Below are 22447 nucleotides of genomic sequence, written 5' to 3' on the forward strand. Positions count from 1 at the left end.
GCGGGAAAGGAGCATAAAGCATGTCAGATGAAAAATTCGATGCCATTGTGGTCGGTGCTGGCGTGGCGGGTACAGTTGCAGGCTACGTTATGGCGCAGGCCGGACTGGACGTGCTGGTCATCGAACGCGGAAACAGTGCGGGCAGTAAAAATATGACCGGTGGGCGACTCTATGCGCATAGTCTGGAACGCATCATGCCGGGATTCGCGCAGGAAGCACCACTCGAACGTAAAGTGACCCGCGAAAAAATATCCTTCCTGACCGAAGAGAGCGCCGTAACGCTCGACTTTCATCGGGATAAAGACAACGCGCCAGCGCAGGATTCTTACACCGTGTTGCGCAACCGACTTGATCCCTGGCTGATGGAAAAAGCAGAACAGGCCGGCGCGCAGTTCATCCCCGGCGTCCGCGTTGATGCGCTGATCCGCGAAGGTAATAAGGTCACCGGCGTGCAAGCTGGTGACGATATCCTGGAAGCCAATATTGTCATCCTGGCCGATGGCGTCAACTCAATATTAGGACGGTCGCTGGGGATGGTCCCTCCCTCTTCTGCTCATCACTATGCTGTTGGCGTAAAGGAGTTGATCGGCTTACCTCCGGCTGTGATTGCGGATCGATTCAACCTCTCAGGCGATGAAGGCGCAGCCTGGCTGTTTGCTGGTTCACCGTCGGATGGACTGATGGGGGGAGGCTTTCTGTATACCAACCAGGACTCGGTCTCTCTGGGGCTGGTATGCGGGCTGGGGGATATTGCTCACGCAACGAAAAGTATTCCACAAATGCTGGAAGACTTTAAGCAACACCCGACTATTCGTCCACTGATTGCGGGAGGAGAACTGCTGGAGTATTCCGCACATATGGTACCGGAAGGCGGTCTGGCAATGGTACCCAAACTGGTTGATGACGGCGTAATGATCGTCGGCGATGCCGCGGGTTTCTGTCTGAATCTGGGTTACACGGTGCGTGGTATGGATTTAGCAATAGCCTCCGCAGAAGCCGCCGCCCAAACCGCCATTGCAGCCAAAGAACGCCAGGACTTCTCCGCCAGCAGCCTGATGGACTACAAACGCGCCCTCGAACAAGGCTGTGTGATGCGTGATTTACAGCATTTTCGCAAGATCCCGGCGCTGATGGAAAACCCGCGCCTGTTCACCCAATACCCTCGCATGGTCGCAGATATCATGAACGATATGTTCACCGTTGACGGACGCCCGAACCAACCGATTCGTAAGATGATGATGTCCCATGCGAAGAAAATTGGGTTGATGAACTTACTGAAAGACGGCATCAAGGGGGCAACTGCGCTATGAGTCAGGACAATACCGTTAACGTCGACGTCAAGCTGGGCGTCAATAAATTCAATGTCGATGAAGGTCACCCGCACATTATTCTGGCCGAACATCCCGATCTGAATGAATTTCGCAAACTGCTGAAGGCCTGTCCCGCCGGACTGTATAAGCAGGACGAGAGTGGGAATATTCATTTTGATTCTGCTGGCTGCCTGGAGTGTGGCACCTGTCGGGTGCTGTGCGGCGATACGATCCTCGAACAATGGGAGTATCCGGCAGGAACATTTGGCATTGATTTTCGCTACGGCTAACGGATTGAGCCGTTGTACCCCGGATCGGCCTCCACGGCCAATCCGGTCAGACGTATGCCGATATTATCCAGGGAATAACGAATGAGTATCACACTAACGTTTAACGCCGAACGTCGCGATGCCTGGCGACAACAAGGTTTATGGGGAGATGCTTCGCTTGGCGATTACTGGAACCAAACAGCCAGAGCCATGCCGGATAAAATCGCCGTGGTTGATAATCATGGCGCTTCATATACCTACGCCGCACTCGACGGTGCCGCCAGCAGTCTGGCGAGCTGGTTTTTAGCCTGCGGTATTCAACCCGGCGATCGCGTCGCTTTCCAGTTGCCTGGCTGGTGCGAATTTACCATTATTTATCTGGCCTGCCTGAAAACTGGAGCCGTTTCCGTCCCGTTACTACCCGCCTGGCGCGAAGCGGAGTTAGTATGGGTATTAAATAAATGTAAAGCGAAGATTTTTTTCGCACCTACCCTGTTTAAACAAACCCGGCCGGTCGATTTGATCCTCCCCTTACAAACCCAGTTACCGCATCTGCAACAGATTGTTGCCGTGGATAAACTGGCGCCGGCAACCACCTCGCAGGCACTCAGCCAACTGCTTTTAGCACCGCCGTTAAATCAAACGATTAACGTTCACGCGGATGAACTGGCAGCGGTACTGTTTACCTCCGGAACCGAGGGAATGCCGAAAGGCGTAATGTTAACCCACAACAATATCCTTGCCAGCGAACGCGCCTACTGCGCCCGTCTCAATCTCACCTGGCAAGATGTGTTTTTAATGCCCGCGCCGCTTGGACATGCTACCGGTTTTCTGCATGGCGTTACCGCACCGTTTTTAATCGGCGCACGCAGCGTGTTGTTGGATATTTTTACCCCAGACGCCTGTCTCGATCTGCTGGAGCAACAGCACTGCACCTGCGTACTCGGCGCAACGCCATTTGTCTATGACATGTTGTGTCGCATGGAAAAACGCGCCTGCGATCTCTCATCGCTACGCTTTTTTTTATGCGGAGGCACCACCATTCCGCAAAAGATTGCCCGTGACTGCCAACGGCTCGGCATTAAATTGTTAAGCATTTATGGTTCAACGGAGAGCTCGCCGCATGCGCTGGTCAATCTCGATGATTCACCTTCCCGCATGATGACCACCGACGGCTATGCTGCCGCAGGGGTCGAAATTAAAGTCGTTGATGAAGCGCGCAATACCCTGCCTGCAGGAGTAGAAGGTGAAGAGGCCTCGCGTGGCCCCAATGTTTTTATGGGCTACCTCGATGAACCCGAACTGACCGCCCGCGCGCTGGATAAAGAGGGGTGGTATTACAGTGGCGACTTATGCCGGATGGACGACGCGGGATACATCAAAATAACCGGGCGTAAAAAAGATATTATTGTGCGCGGAGGGGAAAATATCAGCAGCCGCGAGGTAGAGGATATTCTATTGCAACATCCACGCATTCATGATGCCTGCGTTGTCGCGATGCCGGACGAACGGTTAGGTGAAAGGTCATGCGCTTATGTGGTACTAAAAGCCCCGCATCATTCGCTGTCGCTGGAATCTGTCGTCGCCTTTTTTAGCCGCAAACGTGTAGCAAAGTATAAATACCCGGAGCATATCGTGGTTGTCGAGAAGTTACCGCGTACAGCGTCCGGCAAGGTACAAAAATACCTGTTGCGTCAGGATATTACTAAACGTTTGAGCATGGAGAGTGTTGCAGGATAAAGTGCCGGATGGCGATGCTAACGCATCTTATCCGGCCTACGTTGAATAGGCCGGATAAGGCATAATGTTACTTGTTCAGTTCAGCCAGGCTCAGCCAGGTCTGTACGACGGTGTCCGGGTTCAGCGACAGACTGTCGATCCCCTCTTCCATCAGCCAGGCCGCGAAGTCTTCGTGGTCAGAAGGTCCCTGACCGCAAATACCCACGTATTTGCCCTGTTTCTTAGCAGCGCGAATCGCCATCGACAGCAGCGCTTTCACCGCGTCGTTACGCTCATCAAACAGTTCAGAAACCACACCCGAGTCACGGTCCAGGCCCAGCGCCAGCTGCGTCATGTCGTTTGAGCCGATGGAGAAGCCATCGAAGTACTCAAGGAACTGTTCTGCCAACAGGGCGTTAGACGGGATCTCGCACATCATGATGATCTTCAGGCCATTCTCGCCGCGTTTCAGCCCCTGGCGCGCCAGCTCTTCAACCACCGCTTTCGCCTGGGCAACGGTACGTACAAACGGTACCATCACTTCAACGTTAGTCAGACCCATGTCGTTACGGACACGTTTCACCGCGTCACATTCCAGTGCGAAACAGTCGCGGAAGCTGTCTGAAACGTAACGGCCCGCCCCGCGGAAGCCCAGCATCGGGTTCTCTTCGTGCGGCTCATAACGCTCACCGCCGACCAGGTTAGCATATTCGTTGGACTTAAAGTCCGACATACGCACGATGACGCGTTTCGGATAAAACGCCGCACCCAGCGTCGCGATCCCTTCCGTCAGACGACCAACGTAGAATTCACGCGGAGAGTCGAAACCTTTCATCATGCCGCGGATTTCATTTTGTAGCTCAGGCGTCTGGTCATCAAACTCCAGCAGCGCACGAGGGTGCACGCCGATCATGCGGTTGATAATAAATTCCAGACGCGCAAGGCCGACACCTTCGTTTGGCAGGCAGGCAAAGTCAAAAGCCCGGTCCGGGTTGCCGACGTTCATCATTACCTTCAACGGCAGATCCGGCATGGTCTCCACGCTGGAGCTCTTCACGCTGAAATCAAGCATCTCAGCGTAAACATAACCGGTGTCGCCTTCGGCACAGGAGACAGTGACCTTCTCACCATCCTTCATGCGCTCGGTGGCATCGCCGCAGCCAACCACGGCAGGGATCCCCAGTTCACGGGCAATGATCGCCGCGTGACAGGTACGGCCGCCACGGTTGGTCACAATCGCCGCCGCTTTCTTCATGATCGGTTCCCAGTCCGGGTCGGTCATATCAGTCACCAGTACGTCGCCGGGTTCAATACGGTTCATTTCGCTGATGTCGTGAATAACTTTGACCGGGCCGGCGCCAATGCGGTGACCGATGGCGCGACCTTCAGCAATAATTTTACCCTGGGCGTGCAGCGTATACCGCTCCATCACCTGCCCGCGAGAACGCACGGTTTCCGGGCGAGCCTGAACAATGAACAGCTTGCCGGTATGACCGTCTTTCGCCCATTCGATGTCCATCGGACGACCGTAGTGCTTCTCGATCTGTACCGCCTGCTTCGCCAGTTCCTGCACTTCATCATTGGTCAGAGAGAAAATATCGCGTTGTTCCTGCGGCACATCCTCAATGGTCACCTGCTTACCGTGTTCCTGGGTTGGCGCGTAGACCATACGGATTTTTTTCGATCCCATGGTGCGACGAACGATCGCCGGACGATTAGCCGCCAGAGTCGGTTTGTGCACGTAGAACTCATCCGGGTTAACGGCACCCTGCACCACCATCTCGCCCAGACCCCATGCGGAAGTGATAAACACCACCTGGTCGAAACCGGATTCGGTGTCGATGGAGAACATAACGCCTGAGGACGCAAGGTCAGAGCGCACCATTCGCTGGACACCAGCAGAAAGCGCCACGCCGCGGTGGTCATAGCCCTGGTGAACACGATAAGAAATCGCGCGGTCGTTAAACAGCGAAGCAAATACGTGTTTGATAGCGACCAGGACAGCATCGAAGCCCTGGACGTTAAGGAAGGTTTCCTGCTGACCAGCAAATGACGCATCTGGCATATCTTCTGCGGTGGCGGAAGAACGCACGGCAAAAGAAGCATGGGCATCGTCTGCTGACAGCTGCGCGTAGGCATCGCGGACGGCATTTTCCAGCTCCGGCTGGAAAGGAGTGTCGATAATCCACTGGCGGATTTGTGCCCCGGCTTTCGCAAGCTCGGTAACATCATCAATATCCGTTTTATCCAGCAGCTCATAAATGCGCTGGTTTACACCGCTTTGGTCCAGAAACTGGTTAAACGCATCGGCGGTTGTTGCAAAACCATTCGGTACGGAAACTCCCATACCGGAAAGGTTAGTAATCATTTCACCCAGGGAGGCATTTTTGCCCCCAACTCTGTCTACATCATTCATGCCGAGTTGGTTATACCAAAGCACCAGCGGTGACGAGCCATTGTTGGACATCGAACAATCCTTATATATGAACGAGGTTAGGAAACTCAATTTTGCGTATTTATCTTTGCATATTTACCGCGGCGAAAAAAACGGTGAATCGTTCAAGCAACTTTATTTTTTATTTTTTAAGATTGTTTCCGCATTTGCGCAAACCCGCGAGCGACACGGGATCACCACAAAAACTATCGGTATAAACATTTGTTCCGAAAAATGAAATGCACTTTTCATTAAATATAAAAATAGCGTTTCACTTTATAAAAGTGATGGCGCAATATTCGCTTCTGGCGAATTTTAATTTATGCTTTCAGAGAATTATGTCTGCCCCAGGATGAGTAAAATGGATAATGCTGTTGATCGTCACGTTTTTTATATTTCTGATGGTACGGCCATCACCGCCGAGGTATTGGGCCACGCGGTAATGTCGCAATTTCCGGTCACTATCAACAGCATTACGCTGCCGTTTGTTGAAAACGAGAGCCGCGCGCGCGCGGTTAAAGACCAGATTGACGCCATTTACCAACAAACCGGCGTGCGTCCTCTGGTGTTTTACTCCATCGTCTTGCCGGAAATCCGCTCGATCATTCTGCAAAGCGAGGGGTTTTGTCAGGATATCGTACAGGCGCTGGTCGCTCCATTGCAGCAAGAGATGAAGCTCGACCCAACGCCGATTGCCCATCGTACCCACGGCCTGAATCCCGGCAACCTCAACAAGTACGATGCGCGTATTGCCGCTATTGATTACACCCTTGCCCATGACGATGGTATTTCGTTGCGCAACCTCGATCAGGCGCAGGTGATCCTGCTCGGTGTTTCCCGTTGCGGCAAAACCCCGACCAGTTTGTATCTGGCCATGCAGTTTGGTATCCGCGCGGCCAACTACCCCTTTATTGCCGATGATATGGATAATCTGGTGCTGCCCACATCCCTGAAGCCGCTGCAGCATAAACTGTTCGGCCTGACCATCGACCCCGAACGCCTGGCGGCGATCCGCGAAGAGCGACGAGAGAACAGCCGTTACGCCTCGCTACGCCAGTGTCGGATGGAAGTTGCCGAAGTGGAAGCGCTGTACCGGAAAAATCAGATCCCATGGTTAAACAGTACCAATTATTCGGTAGAAGAGATTGCTACCAAGATCCTCGACATTATGGGGCTGAATCGCCGCATGTACTAGAATGCTAGTGCATTGGTTCGATTTTTTGTTATTATGCTCGCCACCAGGCCGGATGAGTGTGATATTGTGATGCACATCACTTCCCGGTAGTCCTGCCGTTGAAGCAACAAATTTCTGAGACAAGTAATGAACAGAACCGATGAACTCCGTACTGCGCGTATTGACAACCTGGTCACTCCAGCAGAGCTTGCGCAGCGGCATCCTGTTTCGTCCGCCGTCGCCCGTCATGTTACGGACTCCCGACGCCGGATAGAAAAAATATTGAATGGCGAAGATCCCCGTTTGCTGGTGATCGTAGGCCCTTGCTCAATTCACGATCTCGATGCCGCCGTGGAATACGCGACGCGCCTGCAGGCGCTGCGCGAAAAGCACCAGACGCGTCTGGAAATCGTGATGCGTACCTATTTTGAAAAGCCACGCACCGTCGTGGGCTGGAAAGGCTTAATTTCCGACCCGGACCTGAACGGCAGCTACCGTGTGAACCACGGCATTGAGCTGGCGCGTAAACTGCTGCTGCAGGTCAACGAACTGGGCGTCCCCACGGCCACTGAATTTCTCGATATGGTGACCGGCCAGTTTATTGCTGATTTAATCAGTTGGGGCGCCATTGGCGCGCGCACCACCGAAAGCCAGATCCACCGCGAAATGGCGTCTGCTCTTTCCTGCCCGGTTGGGTTTAAGAACGGGACGGATGGTAATACCCGTATCGCCGTCGATGCGATTCGCGCCTCCCGCGCCAGCCATATGTTCCTCTCCCCGGATAAAACCGGCCAGATGACCATTTATCAGACCAGCGGTAATCCATACGGGCATATCATTATGCGCGGCGGTAAAAAGCCGAATTATTTTGCTGAAGATATTGCCGCCGCCTGCGATACCTTGCACGAATTTTCCCTGCCTGAGCATCTGGTCGTCGATTTCAGCCATGGTAATTGCCAGAAGCAGCATCGCCGTCAGTTGGAAGTGTGTGATGACGTATGCCAGCAAATTCGCAACGGTTCGACGGCGATTGCCGGGATCATGGCGGAAAGTTTCCTGCGTGAAGGCACGCAAAAAATCGTCAGCGGTCAGCCGCTGGTTTACGGTCAGTCGATTACCGACCCGTGCCTGAACTGGGAAGATACTGAACTACTGGTGGACAAACTCGCCTCGGCGGTTGATAGCCGTTTTTAACGCTGTATACCGGGTAACACCACGTTGCCCGGTGGTAATTCTTTGTTTTTCCCTTCATTGTTGTGCAAAAACTGTTCCCGTCACAATTATTTCACAAAAACGCTTGCCGCACATTTGCAGTTTGATGATAATGATTATCATTGTTACATTGATTGCTATTTTTAAACTCTATGGCACGTATGGATAACACAACAGCAACGCCTGCAAAAGAAAAAACACCGCCTGCCGTCGCCGCAACCGAGCGTCGCATTGACAGTAAAAGTTTGCTGGGCAAAGAAGGACGCGTGATTATAGAGCACGATGGCCAGCACTACCTGCTGCGCCAGACCCATGCTGGAAAACTCATTCTGACTAAATAAACGACACTTTTCGCCAGCCACCCAGGTGATACCCAGGCAGCCAGCGCTTTTCGATTTTCTAATGGAGAGTTGCTATGCCCCACCTGCACACCGCATCCTTGCGCCCGTCGCTCCTGGCGTTGGCGATTGTCAGTAATCTTCCCGTCGTTGCCTGGGCGGCAGTAGAGGATATGACCGTCACCGCCACCGGTAATCCCCGTAGCGCCTTTGAAGCGCCGATGATGGTCAGCGTTATCGACGCTACTGCACCTGAAAACCAGACAGCCAGCTCGGCAGCCGACCTGTTACGGAAGGTTCCGGGCCTGAGCCTTGACGGTACGGGGCGGACAAATGGTCAGGACGTCAATCTGCGCGGCTATGACCGTCGCGGTGTTCTGGTGCTGGTGGATGGCGTTCGCCAGGGAACCGATACCGGGCACCTGAACAGTACCTTCCTCGATCCGGCGCTAATCAAGCGGATTGAAGTGGTGCGCGGCCCTTCCGCACTGTTGTATGGCAGCGGCGCGCTGGGCGGCGTAATCGCCTATGACACTGCGGATGCTAAAGACTTACTGGAGGCGGGTCAGAATAGCGGTTATCGCGTGTTCGGTACCGCGGCTACCGGCGATCACAGCCTCGGTATGGGCGCCAGCGCATTTGGCCGCACCGATACCCTCGACGGGCTGCTGGCCTGGTCCAGTCGCGATCGCGGTAATTTGCGCCAGAGCGACGGCACTACCGCCCCGAACGATGAAGCAATTAACAATATGCTGGCGAAAGGCAGTTGGAAAATTGACAGCGCCCAGACGCTGGCCGGCTCGCTGCGTTATTACAACAATGATGCCCGGGAACCTAAAAACCCACAAACCAGCGCGGCGGATACCACCAGCAACCCGATGACCGATCGCTCAACCATCCAGCGCGATGCGCAACTGACCTACTCCCTCGCCCCGGCGGATAATGACTGGCTAAACGCGGATGCCCGCATCTACTGGTCCGAAGCGCGCATTAATGCACAAAACACGGACAGCACCGGCGAATTTCGCAAGCAGACCACCAAAGGCGGGAAAGTCGACAACCGTAGCCGCCTGTTTACCGATTCATTTGCTTCTCACTTACTGACCTACGGCGGTGAATACTATCGTCAGGAACAACAACCGGGCGGCGCAGCCACCGGTTTCCCGGAGGCAAAAATCGATTTTAGCTCCGGCTGGCTACAGGATGAAATCACCCTGCGCGACCTGCCGGTTACGCTGCTGGGAGGTACCCGTTATGATTCTTATCGTGGCAGCAGCGACGGTTATGAAGATGTCGATGCCGATAAATGGTCGTCCCGCGCTGGACTCACCGTTGCGCCTGCCGACTGGCTGATGCTTTTCGGTTCATACGCTCAGGCCTTCCGTGCTCCAACCATGGGCGAGATGTATAACGACGCGAAACACTTCTCGATTGGCCGTTTTTACACCAATTACTGGGTGCCAAACCCGAACCTGCGTCCGGAAACCAACGAAACACAGGAATACGGATTTGGCCTGCGCTTTGACGATCTGTTGATGGCGAGTGATGCGCTCGAATTTAAAGCCAGCTATTTCGACACCAAAGCCAAAGATTACATCTCCACCAGCGTCGATTTTGCCGCTGCGACGACCATGTCCTATAACGTACCCAACGCCAAAATCTGGGGCTGGGACGTGATGGCGAAATACACCGCCGATCTGTTCAGCCTCGATATGGCCTATAACCGCACGCGGGGTAAAGATACTGACACGGGCGAGTACATTTCCAGCATTAACCCGGACACCGTCACCAGCAAACTGAACGTGCCGGTTGCGCACAGCGGTTTCTCCGTTGGCTGGATAGGTACATTTGCTGACCGCTCAACGCACATCAGCAGCAGCTACGCCAAACAACCCGGCTATGCGGTAAACGACTTCTACGTGAGCTATCAGGGGCAACAGGCGCTAAAAGGCATGACCACCACATTGGTCCTGGGCAACGCCTTCGACAAAGAGTACTGGTCGCCGCAGGGCATTCCGCAGGATGGCCGCAATGGCAAAATTTTCGTGAGTTATCAGTGGTAATCACTTTTCCCCGGTTCGCCGGGGCAGCAATCTGGAAGGAAGAGACAATGAATCACCACACACGCTGGCTGGAACTGAAAAAAGAAAACCCTGGCAAATACGCACGTGACATCGCGGCTATGATGCACATCAGCGAGGCAGAACTGACCTTCGCGCGCGTCGGTCATGACGCCTGGCGTTTACGTGGCGAAGTCCGCGAAATCCTCGGCGCGCTGGAAGCCGTAGGCGAAACCAAATGTATTTGCCGCAACGAATATGCGGTGCATGAGCAGGTCGGCACCTTTACCAACCAGCACCTGAGCGGGCATGCCGGGCTGGTACTCAATCCACGCGCCCTCGATCTGCGTCTGTTCCTGAATCAGTGGGCAAGCGCCTTTCATATCAGAGAAACAACCGCTCACGGCGAGCGTCAGAGCATTCAGTTTTTCGACCATCAGGGTGATGCATTACTGAAGGTCTATGCCACACAAAATACCCTCGTTGAAGAATGGGCAGCGTTACTGAGCCGTTTCATCTTCACTGAAAACCCGCCACTGGCGCTGCAATCCGCTAAAAACCCTGCTCCTGCTACCGTCACCGTTGATGCACAGACCGTGGATCAAGAGTGGCGAGCCATGACCGATGTCCACCAGTTCTTCGGTCTGCTGAAACGCCACGATCTCACTCGCCAACAGGCGTTTAATCTGGTAGGCGATGACCTGGCCTGTAAAGTAACCAATGGCGCACTGGCGCAGTTACTCAATACCGCGCGTCAGGATGGCAATGAAATTATGGTGTTTGTGGGTAATCGCGGCTGCGTACAAATTTTTACCGGCGTGATAGAAAAACTGGTACCGATGAAAGGCTGGCTGAATATATTCAATCCAGCATTTACATTACATCTGCTGGAAGAAAGCGTGGCTGAAACGTGGGTAACGCGCAAACCAACCGCCGATGGACACGTTACCAGTCTGGAACTGTTTGCGGCCGATGGCACACAGATTGCCCAACTGTATGGTCAACGTACGGAAGGCGAACCGGAGCAAACGCAATGGCGCGCGCAAATTGACGCACTGACGCCGAAAGGGCTGGCCGCATGAACAAATTGCTGCTCCTGATTGCGTTGCTGCCCGTTACTGCGCTGGCGGTCCCCGAGGAAAGAGTCGTTACTCTGGGGGGCGACGTCACCGAAATTGTGTACGCGCTGGGGGCCCAGTCAACGCTTGTGGCGCGAGACAGTACCAGCCAGTGGCCTGAAGCCGCAAACGCCCTGGCTGACGTCGGCTATTTACGCCAGCTTAACGCCGAAGGGATCCTTGCCACCCGTCCGACGCTGGTCCTTGCCAGTGCGCAGGCGCAGCCTTCTCTGGCGCTAAAACAGGTCGAGCAGAGCAACGTCAGGGTTGTTACGATCCCGGCAAACAACGACCTTAACGCGATTGATGGAAAAATTCGCGTCATTGCCGAGGCGACTCACCGGGAGGCCGATGGCGAAACGTTGCGTGCAACCTTACGTCAGGAGCTGGCGGCGCTCCCGTCATCTGAACTTAACAAACGCGTCCTGTTTATTCTTAATCATGGTGGGATGACCGCCATGGCCGCAGGCCAGCAAACCGGAGCCGATGCCGCTATTCGCGCCGCCGGTTTGCGCAACGCGATGCAGGGGGTTAACCGTTATCAACCTCTTTCACAAGAAGGTGTGATTGCCAGCCAGCCGGACCTGGTGGTGATTTCACGGGAAGGTGTTAAGGCAATGGGTGGCGAGGCGAGCCTGTGGGCGCTGCCGGGGCTGGCGCAAACACCTGCGGGACGGAATAAACAGGTATTGCAGGTTGATGATATGGCACTGCTTGGCTTCAGTATCCGCACGCCGCAGGCCATTTTGCAGCTACGCGCGAAAGCAGAGCAATTGCCCTGATGTCCCGACGAATCACTTGTTCTTTGTGGGTCATGGCGCTAATGCTGGTCGTAATGACATTTTTGGCTACCGGTTTTGGCGCGTTGCGCCTGCCGGTAAGTCTGCTCTGGCGTGATGACAATGAAACTCTGCGTCAAATCTGGCTCACTATTCGCCTGCCCCGTGTTCTGCTGGCGCTGGTGATTGGCGGTTCTCTGGCGCTATCCGGTTGTGTGATGCAGGGACTGTTTCGCAACCCACTTGCCGACCCGGGATTACTCGGAATTAGCAGCGGTGCGGCCTGCGCCGTCGCCCTGTGGGTGGTACTGCCTGTCTCTTTGCCCGCGCTACTGATGCTGTATGCGCCAATGTTGGCTGCATTTGTCGGTGCACTGGCGGCAACCGTGGTGATTTTTATCCTCAGCCAACAGCGCGACGGTTCACTCTCGCGGCTGCTGCTGGTCGGTATTGCGATCAACGCGCTCTGCGGGGCGGCTGTTGGCGTTCTGTCGTGGGTCAGTAATGATGCGCAACTGCGCCAGCTGTCGCTGTGGGGGATGGGAAGTCTGGGCGCTGCGCAATGGTCCACGCTGCTGGCAGTTACCTCGCTGGCTATCCCGACGGTGCTGATCGTCTGGCGTCTGGCTTCGGCCCTGAACCTGCTGCAACTGGGCGAGGAAGAGGCGCATTATCTTGGCGTGAATGTGCGTACAATCCAGCGTATTTTACTGCTTTGCAGCGCCTTGCTGGTAGCCGCAGCGGTGGCAGTAAGCGGCGTAATTGGCTTTATCGGGCTGGTTATCCCGCATTTAATACGTATGTGGCTCGGCGCAGACCATCGGGCCGTTATCCCCGGTTCCGTGCTGGCGGGCGCGTTTTTATTACTGATTGCCGACACGCTGGCCCGCACTTCAGTTGCGCCAGCGGAAATGCCGGTCGGTCTGTTAACCAGTCTGCTCGGCGCCCCATGGTTTTTATGGCTTATTTTTCGTCAGCGAGGATCGCATGGCTGAACATTTCGTTGCTGAAGGACTTCACTATCGCGTGGCTGGCAGGTCGGTGATTGCTGATGTATCGCTTGCCCTCGCAAAAGGTGAACTGGTGGCGCTCATCGGCCCAAACGGTGCGGGGAAATCTACCCTGCTGCGCCTGTTGACCGGTTTTCTCAAACCGATTGCCGGGCGCTGCATGCTGGCGGGCAAAGCGCTGGATGAGTGGCATATGCAGACGCTGTCGCGCCATCGGGCGGTGATGCGTCAGCAAACGCAACTGGGATTTGACTGGCCGGTAGAGGCCGTTATCGCGATGGGCCGTGCGCCCTGGACCCAGCGTTCGGAACCTCGCCTTATCGCGCAGGTGATGGAGATGACCGGATGCGCGCCGTTGGCAGGTCGGCAATACGCCACGCTTTCCGGCGGCGAGCAACAGCGCGTGCAGTTAGCCCGCGCCCTGGCGCAACTCTGGTGCGACGGAGCGCCTCGCGGCTGGTTATTTCTTGATGAACCCACCTCGGCGCTGGATCTTTACCACCAGCAACATCTGCTGCGGTTACTGAAAACGCTTGTCGCTTCAGGAGAGCTGCATGTGTGTATTGTGCTTCACGATTTGAATCTGGCAGCTTTATGGGCTGACAGAATAGTGTTACTGCATAATGGCAGGCTGGCGTCGCAAGGGACGCCGGAGACCGTGTTACGGGCCGATGATCTGATGCGCTGGTACGGTGCTGAGGTTCACGTTGGCCATCATCCGGCCAACGTGTCCCCCCAGGTGTTTCTGGCGCCTTAGCTTGAACAGCTCACTTCCAGCCGTTTGCCCCACTCAGGCGGCCGGCTGACATAGTCATCATCGCGATCGACAAACGGGGTACGCAACGCCTGGTGCAGCCGATGTAGCTCGGCGTAATCTCCCTGCTCCGCCTGACTAATCGCCCGTTGCGCCAGCCAGTTGCGTAAAACCATCGCCGGGTTTGCCGCCTTCATCTGCGTTTGTCTGACATCGTCAGCAACGCTGTCCTGTTCCAGGCGCGAGCGATACCGTGTGAACCAGTCGTCAAACGCCGCACGATCCACAAACTCATCGCGTAGCGGAGATAGCGCACTGTGTTGTTCCGTCAGACTGAGCATGCGAAACGTTCGCGTATAGTCGCTTCTTTCTCGCGCCATCAGGCTAAACAGTTCACTCAGCAGCTCGTTATCGTTTTTCTGCTCGCTAAAGAAGCCGAGCTTTTGCCGCATCCGTTGACCGTAACGCGTTAACAGCGCCAGTTGGTAATTGTCCAGCGCATCATTGAGCGCCTCGACCGGGATAAATGGCGACAGGGTTTGTGCCAGACGTTGCAGGTTCCACAGCGCGGCTGCAGGTTGATTATCGAAACTGTATCGTCCCTGATGATCGGAGTGGTTACAGATAAAATCCGGCACGTAGTCATCAAGAAAACCATACGGACCGTAATCCATCGTCAGCCCCAGAATAGACATGTTGTCCGTATTCATAACGCCATGCGCAAACCCTACCGCCTGCCAGTCGGCGATTAAGCTTGCGGTACGCGTGACAATATCGCTAAACCACAGCTGATATTTATCGGCTTCTTCCTGCCAATGCGGCCAGTAATGACGAATCGCGAAGTCTGCAAGTTGACGGACTTTCTCCGGCTCGCGGCGATAGTAAAAGTGTTCAAAATGGCCAAAGCGCATATGGCTTTGCGCCACGCGAATGAGCATCGCCCCATGCTCTACCGTTTCGCGATATACCGGCGTGTCGCTGGTGACAATCGACAATGCCCGCGTGGTGGGTATTCCCAGATAGTGCATCGCCTCGCTGGCCAGGCTTTCGCGAATGGTTGAACGCAGCACGGCGCGCCCATCCCCCATGCGGGAATAAGGCGTCAGTCCGGCACCCTTAAGGTGCCAGTCAAGCGTCGAGCCATCAGCAAGCTGTTGTTCGCCCAGCAGGATCCCGCGTCCGTCACCAAGCTGCCCGGCCCAAACGCCGAACTGATGTCCGCTATAAACTTGCGCTAAAGGCGACATCCCGGGAAGCAAGGATTCGCCTCCCCAAACGCCTGAACCCTCTGGAATAGTAAACAGCGCCGCAGGAATAGCCAATTGCTCAGCCAGAGCATCGTTATGCCAGATAAGATGCGCGTTTTTCAGGGGCGTAGGCGAGAGTGCTGTATAGGTTGCTGGTAATTCATCACGCCAGCGGGTGGTAAAAGACAGGGTCATAGGGCCTCCTGTCTCTAGTGTAGACTGTTAATAGCCTGTTAAACACCAGCAAATAAAAGGGTTATATCCTCGATAACGAAATTATCTGCGAGGGCGGTACCGCAGGCCACAGTCCTCCCTGCATGGCGCTGAAACCGAGGGAAAGTACTCGTGCCAACATTTCTTGCGTATCAATACCGCTAATGATGATTGACTCACAGCAGGGTGATATTTGCGCCTGGATAGCGCGCATAAATGGTTCAAATGAAATATGTGCAATCCTTTGTTGAACAAAGTTTTTATCCAACACCACACGTTTGAACAGGCCATCAAAAATTGCCCGCGTTGATATGCCGCCAGCGCCATAATTTTGCAGAATTAATGGAAATCTTGCCGCAAGTGCAGCCAGCGTTGGATTGTCTTTACCCTTGTTTAACTCTGGATAGCTTTCATTAATAGCCAGTTCCAGAAATGAAAATCGTTCAATTTGTGAAGCATATTCAGCGTCTGATAATAAAGTATGAGCAACTGCCGGGGTTAAATTAATCCAGACTGAGACTTTTCGCTGAATAAAAAAATGTTGGCACGTTTCGATTAATTCTAGTTTCTCTGCAAATAAACGACATTGTTCATCGTCCGACATCCGAGGTAAGACCAGCTCGGTTGGTATGCGCACATCCCCCTGCAGGCTGGCAAAACTGGTGATGATATCTACGAATTCAAGATCGCCTTTTTCACTTCTCGCAGGAAGAAAAGACAACTCCGATTGATAAAGATTATCCAGTGAAACAATCATCGTACCAGCCCCTCTGCATAGGTGTTATCCGGCATCCTGTAGCAAAGGATGGAGAAATACGTTACTGCTGATGCAAGTAGAGGCTCTTTCATTTGTCCCTTTATAGCCAGTAAATCGAATCCTTTTTTTTAGCTTATCGTGATTATAAGCGAATATCCAGCTTTGCACTTTTTAATATCCCGGCATAAATCATATTTTTAGCAAGATACACTCTTAACACACAGGGTTATTGATCGGCGGAAGCAGTAATAACAGTTAGCATTCAAATGAAAATGTCGAGGCTGCACAGTCGTTAGCAGCCTCGTCAGTTGTGAGGATTAAATACGTCGAGCCTGCCAGAAGTTTTTACGCCAGTAGACATTATCCAGTGACGAGCGCATCACTCCGCGGCTGGTTGAGGCATGAATAAATTGATTATTGGTGTCGTAAATGCCGACATGCAGACCACTTTCTCCGGATCCGGTTTTAAAGAAAACCAGATCGCCTGGCAGCAAATCATCTTTATCGATTTCGGTACCAATCTTTGATTGCATGCGCGTATCGCGCGGGAGTTGTAGATCGAATTTATCCCGCATCGTCATCAAAACAAACCCTGAGCAATCCACCCCGCTACGGCTCATACCACCATAACGATAAGGTGTACCATGCCAGGTTTGTAGCTGGTCATTAAGACCGGCGATCACGGCGATAGAATTCGACAAATGGGCATTTGGCGCAGGAGCACGATGGCTGCTGCAGCCCGCCAAAAACAATGCTGTGATGAAAAGGAGCCAAAAGCGCATTCAGGACGAATCCTCTGGATTTTATTTTTATGCCAATTTAGCGTGGAAATTACAGGATTTTCAAGAACCCATTTAACTTAAGTGGTTGATATGAGCATTCTGTGACCTTCGATATCCAAACGACGGAAGTTCACGCCGTAAGCCGCAGACAGATTAGCTGGTGTCAGGACCGTATCACGTGAGCCACTGGCAAGCAGCTTCCCACGTTTGAGCAACCAGGCCTTATGCGCATGGCGCAAGGTATGATTGAGGTCATGGCTGCTCATCACAATCGCTATTCCCTGCAAACACAGCTGGCCCAACAACCTGTCCAGGGCGTTTTGTTGCGCGACGTCCAGGCTGTTCATCGGCTCATCCAACAGTAAAAGCTGACCGAATGGATTAGCTTGCGGGCAAATTTGCAAAATAACGGCCGCCAGGCGCACACGCTGCCACTCACCGCCGGAGAGTTGATTGACGCCACGCCCCAGCTTATCCCCCAGACCAAGCGCATCGGCGACCTCCTGTAACAGATCGGCACGCGCTTTGTCGGGTTGATGCAGCATCAGAAAATGCCAGACCGGCATGGCAAAAGGCGGGTTTTGCTGTTGCGCAAGATAAGCACGATATTGCGCCAGCTTTGCTGCCGGCCACTCTTCAAGCGGCATGTCGCCGAAGGTGATGCTGCCCTCCCCGGTCGTCAAACCCGCCATACGCGCCAACAGAGTACTTTTCCCCGCACCGTTAGGCCCCACCAAATGCAGGATTTCTCCTGCTTTTATTTCGCCAGAAAGCGGGCCGAGCCGGGTCGATTCCGCTACATCCTGTAGCTGCATCAATCGAGACATTAGTTTGCCAGCGCCTTCTTGATGCTTTGCACCAGCATCGGATCCTCAGGCGTCATATCCGGAGAGAATCGTTGCAGTACTTGCCCATCCCGTCCCACTAAAAACTTCTCAAAGTTCCACAGGATATCGTCCGGGTAGAGCGGCGCCCGGCCTTTACTGGCCATACGTTCATAGAATCCACTGTCTGCTGGCGCCACAGCCGTTGGCGCGGCATCAATCAGCTTCTGATACAGCGGATGACGCCCCTCGCCGTTGACGTCAATCTTGCTGAACATCGGGAAAGTAACGCCCCAGGTCATACTGCAGTACGTTTTGATTTCGTCTTCGCTGCCCGGTTCCTGGCCCAGAAACTGATTGCAGGGAAAACCAAGCACATTGAAGCCCTGCTGATGCCAGGCTTTCTGCAGGTTCTCCAGTTGTTCGTATTGCGGCGTCAGTCCACATTTTGAAGCAACGTTGACGATTAACAGTACATTGCCGGAATACGGTTGCAGCGTAGTCGCCTCGCCGTCAATGGTCGTCACTTCTGTATTGAGGATAGTGTCTTGCATAGCATCTCCAGAACAACAGGTTGATTTTCAGTTTTTAATCATAGACCGAACCAACGCTTTCTAGCGCGCGGCTTTCAACAATAGCCAGATAAATACCGGTGCTCCCATGGTAGCCGTCACCACGCCGATGGGCAGTTCAGCCGAAGCCAAGACCAAACGCGCGACAACATCAGCAAACAATAATGCGATTGCGCCAGCCAACGCGCAGCCAGGCAGGAGAACACGGTGATCGGTTAAACCACACAACCGCAAAATGTGGGGGATAACCAACCCAATAAAACCAATCGCACCCGCCAGAGCCACGCTTACGCCGACCATCCATCCTGTGGCGACCACCAGCAGATTGCGCCAGAACCATAATGGTAACCCCAGTTGGCGCGCAGAAGTTTCCCCCAGCGCCAGCATATTCATCGGCTGAGACTGACAGCAGATCCATATCAGTACGGGGATCAACGCCACCATCAGCCAGGCCTGATGCCAGTCGACGCCGCCAAAGCCCCCCATCATCCAGTACATCAGTTGTCGTAAGTCAAAAGAGGTGGAAAAATAGATGGCCCACGTCATCAACGCGCTACAGATAATGCCCAGCGCCACTCCCGCCAGCAGCAAGCGACTGGTAGACAAATGACGACGGGCAAAGCGTAACAGAATGAGAGTAATAATCAGCGCCCCGGCGATGGCACATAAGCCCAACGCCCAGCCGGGAAGCTGCCCCTGCCCGAGCAGCACAGCAGCAATGAGTCCTACACCTGCGCCGTTAGACACGCCCAGTAGACCCGGTTCCGCGAGTGGATTTTCAAAGAGGGCCTGCATTACCGCACCGGATAAAGCCAACGCAGCGCCTACCAGCAAAACGGCGAGGGTACGAGGAAAGCGGATTTGCCAGACGAACAGATCGCCGCGGGCGCTGAACCAGTCGCCAGGAGCGATCCACTGTTCTCCTGCGCACAGGCTTAAAATCGTTGCCAGTAACATCAGCACTGACAGTGACAGTATCCAGCGCACGTTTCGTCGCTGCTGTTGATGGGCGAAAGTCAGCATGTTTTCCATTCTGCTGAAAAGAGATGGGGGTGATTCTACGGTGCTGTTTCGGTAGTGAAAAGGAAAAAGGCCGCAGAGCGGCCTTTTTAGTTATATACGTCATGCTTTACGCTGCCGCTTTGATGGCAACGCAAGTGGTTTAACGAATCGTTAAATCACTCTTCTTTGGGCGTTGCGTTTTCAACCCGACTTTTTAACTTCTGTCCGGGTCTGAAGGTCACCACGCGCCGTGCTGTAATGGGAATATCTTCGCCCGTTTTCGGGTTACGTCCCGGACGTTGATTCTTATCACGCAGATCGAAGTTACCAAAACCAGAGAGTTTTACCTGCTCACCATTTTCCAGAGCACGACGAATCTCTTCGAAAAACAGCTCGACCAGTTCTTTGGCATCCCGCTTGCTAAGCCCAAGCTTATCAAACAGATATTCTGACATTTCAGCTTTTGTAAGCGCCATAGGTTCAATCCCTCAATGATGCCTGGAATCGCTCTTTTAATGCCTCTACACATTTGGCGACGGTAGCGGCAATCTCCTCTTCTTCAAGTGTACGGCTGGTATCCTGAAGGATCAGGCTGATAGCGAGGCTCTTATAGCCCTCCGCAACACCCTTACCGCGGTACACGTCAAATAAGTTTACGCCAACTACCTGATTTACGCCAACTTTCTTACACTCGGATAAAATATCCGCAGCGGGAACGTTTTCTGCCACAACGACTGCGATGTCGCGACGGTTCGCTGGGAAGCGAGAAACTTCACGCGCCTGAGGCACCACGCGGTCTGCGAGCTTGTTCCACTCCAGTTCAAACACCAGAGTGCGACCGTTCAGATCCAGTTTACGTTCCAGCTCAGGATGAACAACCCCAATGAAACCAATACGTTCACCTTTCAGATAAATCGCCGCAGACTGACCCGGATGCAGTGCTGGATTCGCTTCAGCTTTGAACTGAATGTCCGCCAGTTTGCCGGTCAAGTCGAGAACCGCTTCCAGATCGCCTTTCAAATCATAGAAATCAACGGTCTCTTTTGCCAGATTCCAGTGTTCATCATGACGATTACCGCAGATCACGCCTGCCAGCATCAGATCCTGACGGATCCCGAGGTTGGCCTGCGTATCCGGTACGAAACGTAAACCCGTTTCAAAAATACGCACACGGTTCTGCTGACGGTTCTGGTTATACACCACCGTTGACAGCAAACCGGTCCACAGCGACAAGCGCATTGCCGACATATCAACAGAAATTGGGCTTGGCAGCAGCAGCGATTCTTCACCCGGATGCAGCAATGCCTGAATTTTCGGGTCGACAAAGCTGTAGGTGATAACTTCCTGGTAGCCTTTGTCATTCAGCATGGTTTTTACACGTTTCAGCGATAAATCCGCTTCACGATGCGTACCCATGATCAGACCTGCCTGAATTGGCGTATTCGGGATATTGTCATAACCGTAAACGCGGGCAACTTCTTCGACCAGGTCTTCTTCGATTTCCATATCGAAACGCCAGCTCGGCGCTACCGCTTTCCACTCATCCTGACCTTCCGTGACGTCACAACCCAGACGACGCAGAATATCACTCACCTGGTCATCAGCAATATGATGTCCGATCAGACGATCCAGTTTGCTGCGGCGCAGCGTAATGGTCGCGCGTTTTGGCAGCGTCGCTTCGTTGGTTACATCAATAATTGGACCGGCTTCACCGCCGCAGATATCAATCAGCAAACGGGTAGCACGCTCCATCGCTTTGTACTGCAGCGCAGGATCGACACCACGCTCATAGCGGTGAGAAGCATCGGTGTGCAGGCCATGACGACGTGCGCGACCGGTAATAGACAGCGGACTGAAGAACGCGCATTCCAGCAGGACGTTTTGCGTTTCATCATTCACGCCGGAATGTTCGCCACCAAAGATGCCGCCCATGGCCAGCGCTTTGTTATGGTCGGCAATCACCAGCGTATCCGCATGCAGTTTAGCTTCGCTGCCGTCCAGCAGAACCAGGGTTTCCCCCTCTTTTGCCATCCGGACAACAATCCCGCCTTCAATGCGGTCTTTGTCGAACGCGTGCATCGGCTGACCCAGTTCGAGCAGCACATAGTTCGTTACGTCAACCACGGCATCGATAGAGCGGATGCCGCAGCGACGCAGTTTTTCTTTCATCCACAGCGGGGTTGGCGCTTTAACGTTGATGCCTTTCACCACGCGCCCCAGATAGCGTGGGCAGGCTTCCACCGCGTCGACCTGAATCGGCAGGACATCGCTAATGGTTGCGGCTACTGGCGCCATTTCAGGTTCAACCAGCGGAGCCTGGTTCAGTACGGCAACATCACGTGCCACGCCGATGATACCCAGGCAGTCGGCGCGGTTCGGCGTAACGCTGATTTCGATAGTGTTGTCGTCAAGCTTCAGATATTCGCGGATATCGGCGCCAATTGGCGCATCGGCGGGCAGTTCGATAATGCCGCTATGGTCGTCGGAAATACCCAGCTCGGAGAACGAGCACAGCATGCCTTCAGACGGTTCACCGCGCAGTTTCGCTGCTTTAATTTTAAAGTCGCCTGGCAGTACGGCGCCCACGGTTGCCACCGCCACTTTCAGGCCCTGACGGCAGTTCGGCGCACCACAGACGATATCCAACAGGCGGTCACCGCCTACATTCACTTTGGTGACGCGCAGTTTGTCAGCGTTCGGGTGCTGAGCGCACTCAACCACTTCACCCACCACAACGCCGTTGAACGCGCCCGAAACAGGTTCCACACCGTCAACTTCCAGACCCGCCATCGTGATTTGGTTTGACAGCGCATCGCTATCAATCGCCGGGTTTACCCATTCGCGTAACCACAGTTCACTGAATTTCATTGTTT

General features: G+C 53.9%; 20 protein-coding genes. 11 read left to right on the forward strand and 9 right to left on the reverse strand.

The window, feature by feature from the left end; all coding sequences use genetic code 11:
- The first annotated feature begins 20 nt into the window (after positions 1–20).
- From FDW97_RS00980 to fadK, 3 genes are all read left to right on the forward strand, one after another.
- Positions 21–1310 (forward strand): FAD-dependent oxidoreductase, encoded by a 1290-nt coding sequence (locus tag FDW97_RS00980; RefSeq protein WP_085049450.1) that lies wholly within the window; start codon positions 21–23, stop codon positions 1308–1310.
- Positions 1307–1600 (forward strand): ferredoxin, encoded by a 294-nt coding sequence (locus FDW97_RS00985; protein ID WP_038640220.1) that lies wholly within the window; start codon positions 1307–1309, stop codon positions 1598–1600. The genes FDW97_RS00980 and FDW97_RS00985 overlap by 4 nt, the downstream gene beginning before the upstream one ends.
- Before the next feature lie 81 nt (positions 1601–1681).
- Entirely contained in the window at positions 1682–3319 is a 1638-nt protein-coding gene (fadK, locus tag FDW97_RS00990; protein ID WP_137350525.1) for a medium-chain fatty-acid--CoA ligase, read from the forward strand.
- Between the two features lie 67 nt (positions 3320–3386).
- Here fadK and ppsA read toward each other — a convergent pair whose 3' ends face one another.
- Positions 3387–5765, reverse strand: coding sequence for a phosphoenolpyruvate synthase (ppsA, locus tag FDW97_RS00995; RefSeq protein ID WP_042308787.1), 2379 nt, complete (start codon positions 5763–5765; stop codon positions 3387–3389).
- Positions 5766–6093: 328 nt separating this feature from the next.
- Between ppsA and ppsR the strand changes: the two genes are divergently transcribed.
- The 8 genes from ppsR to FDW97_RS01035 all read left to right on the forward strand — a co-directional run bounded on the left by ppsR (position 6094) and on the right by FDW97_RS01035 (position 14180).
- On the forward strand, positions 6094–6927 hold the full coding sequence (ppsR, locus tag FDW97_RS01000; RefSeq protein WP_038640212.1) for a posphoenolpyruvate synthetase regulatory kinase/phosphorylase PpsR: 834 nt from the start codon (positions 6094–6096) through the stop codon (positions 6925–6927).
- 126 nt (positions 6928–7053) lie between these two features.
- Positions 7054–8100, forward strand: coding sequence for a 3-deoxy-7-phosphoheptulonate synthase AroH (gene aroH, locus FDW97_RS01005; protein WP_038640209.1), 1047 nt, complete (start codon positions 7054–7056; stop codon positions 8098–8100).
- Positions 8101–8270: 170 nt separating this feature from the next.
- Entirely contained in the window at positions 8271–8459 is a 189-nt protein-coding gene (gene hemP, locus FDW97_RS01010) for a hemin uptake protein HemP (RefSeq protein WP_137350526.1), read from the forward strand.
- A 74-nt stretch (positions 8460–8533) separates the two neighbouring features.
- Positions 8534–10519: a TonB-dependent hemoglobin/transferrin/lactoferrin family receptor gene (locus FDW97_RS01015; protein ID WP_137350527.1), complete on the forward strand. Its 1986-nt coding sequence runs from the start codon at positions 8534–8536 to the stop codon at positions 10517–10519.
- 47 nt (positions 10520–10566) lie between these two features.
- A complete protein-coding gene (locus FDW97_RS01020) occupies positions 10567–11598 on the forward strand; it encodes a hemin-degrading factor (RefSeq protein ID WP_137350528.1) in 1032 nt (343 codons plus the stop codon).
- Complete coding sequence (locus FDW97_RS01025; RefSeq protein ID WP_038640201.1) at positions 11595–12416, forward strand: hemin ABC transporter substrate-binding protein; 822 nt, start codon at positions 11595–11597, stop codon at positions 12414–12416. Before FDW97_RS01020 ends, FDW97_RS01025 begins: the two co-directional genes overlap by 4 nt.
- Entirely contained in the window at positions 12416–13408 is a 993-nt protein-coding gene (locus FDW97_RS01030) for an iron ABC transporter permease (protein ID WP_137350529.1), read from the forward strand. The genes FDW97_RS01025 and FDW97_RS01030 overlap by 1 nt, the downstream gene beginning before the upstream one ends.
- Positions 13401–14180, forward strand: a complete 780-nt coding sequence (locus FDW97_RS01035) for a heme ABC transporter ATP-binding protein (RefSeq protein ID WP_137350530.1) — start codon at positions 13401–13403, stop codon at positions 14178–14180. Before FDW97_RS01030 ends, FDW97_RS01035 begins: the two co-directional genes overlap by 8 nt.
- Here FDW97_RS01035 and selO read toward each other — a convergent pair.
- The 8 genes from selO to pheT all read right to left on the reverse strand — a co-directional run bounded on the left by selO (position 14177) and on the right by pheT (position 22442).
- Entirely contained in the window at positions 14177–15619 is a 1443-nt protein-coding gene (gene selO, locus FDW97_RS01040) for a protein adenylyltransferase SelO (protein WP_137350531.1), read from the reverse strand. The two genes, FDW97_RS01035 and selO, sit on opposite strands and share 4 nt — an antisense overlap.
- 61 nt (positions 15620–15680) lie before the next feature.
- Positions 15681–16394, reverse strand: coding sequence for an EAL domain-containing protein (locus FDW97_RS01045; protein ID WP_137350532.1), 714 nt, complete (start codon positions 16392–16394; stop codon positions 15681–15683).
- Positions 16395–16711: 317 nt separating this feature from the next.
- The gene (locus tag FDW97_RS01050; RefSeq protein ID WP_137350533.1) at positions 16712–17176 is read right to left on the reverse strand and encodes an NlpC/P60 family protein; all 465 of its coding nucleotides are present in this window, start codon (positions 17174–17176) and stop codon (positions 16712–16714) included.
- Between the two features lie 77 nt (positions 17177–17253).
- A complete protein-coding gene (gene btuD / locus FDW97_RS01055; RefSeq protein ID WP_137350534.1) occupies positions 17254–18003 on the reverse strand; it encodes a vitamin B12 ABC transporter ATP-binding protein BtuD in 750 nt (249 codons plus the stop codon).
- Positions 18003–18554: a glutathione peroxidase gene (locus FDW97_RS01060; protein WP_038640185.1), complete on the reverse strand. Its 552-nt coding sequence runs from the start codon at positions 18552–18554 to the stop codon at positions 18003–18005. Before FDW97_RS01060 ends, btuD begins: the two co-directional genes overlap by 1 nt.
- A gap of 60 nt (positions 18555–18614) precedes the next feature.
- Complete coding sequence (gene btuC, locus FDW97_RS01065) at positions 18615–19595, reverse strand: vitamin B12 ABC transporter permease BtuC (RefSeq protein ID WP_042308812.1); 981 nt, start codon at positions 19593–19595, stop codon at positions 18615–18617.
- A gap of 155 nt (positions 19596–19750) precedes the next feature.
- Positions 19751–20050: an integration host factor subunit alpha gene (gene ihfA / locus FDW97_RS01070; RefSeq protein ID WP_003030571.1), complete on the reverse strand. Its 300-nt coding sequence runs from the start codon at positions 20048–20050 to the stop codon at positions 19751–19753.
- A gap of 4 nt (positions 20051–20054) precedes the next feature.
- Positions 20055–22442 (reverse strand): phenylalanine--tRNA ligase subunit beta, encoded by a 2388-nt coding sequence (gene pheT / locus FDW97_RS01075; RefSeq protein ID WP_121528964.1) that lies wholly within the window; start codon positions 22440–22442, stop codon positions 20055–20057.
- Between the last annotated feature and the right edge of the window lie 5 nt (positions 22443–22447).

The organism is Citrobacter sp. wls708 (assembly GCF_005281255.1).
GTDB lineage: Bacteria > Pseudomonadota > Gammaproteobacteria > Enterobacterales > Enterobacteriaceae > Citrobacter > Citrobacter werkmanii.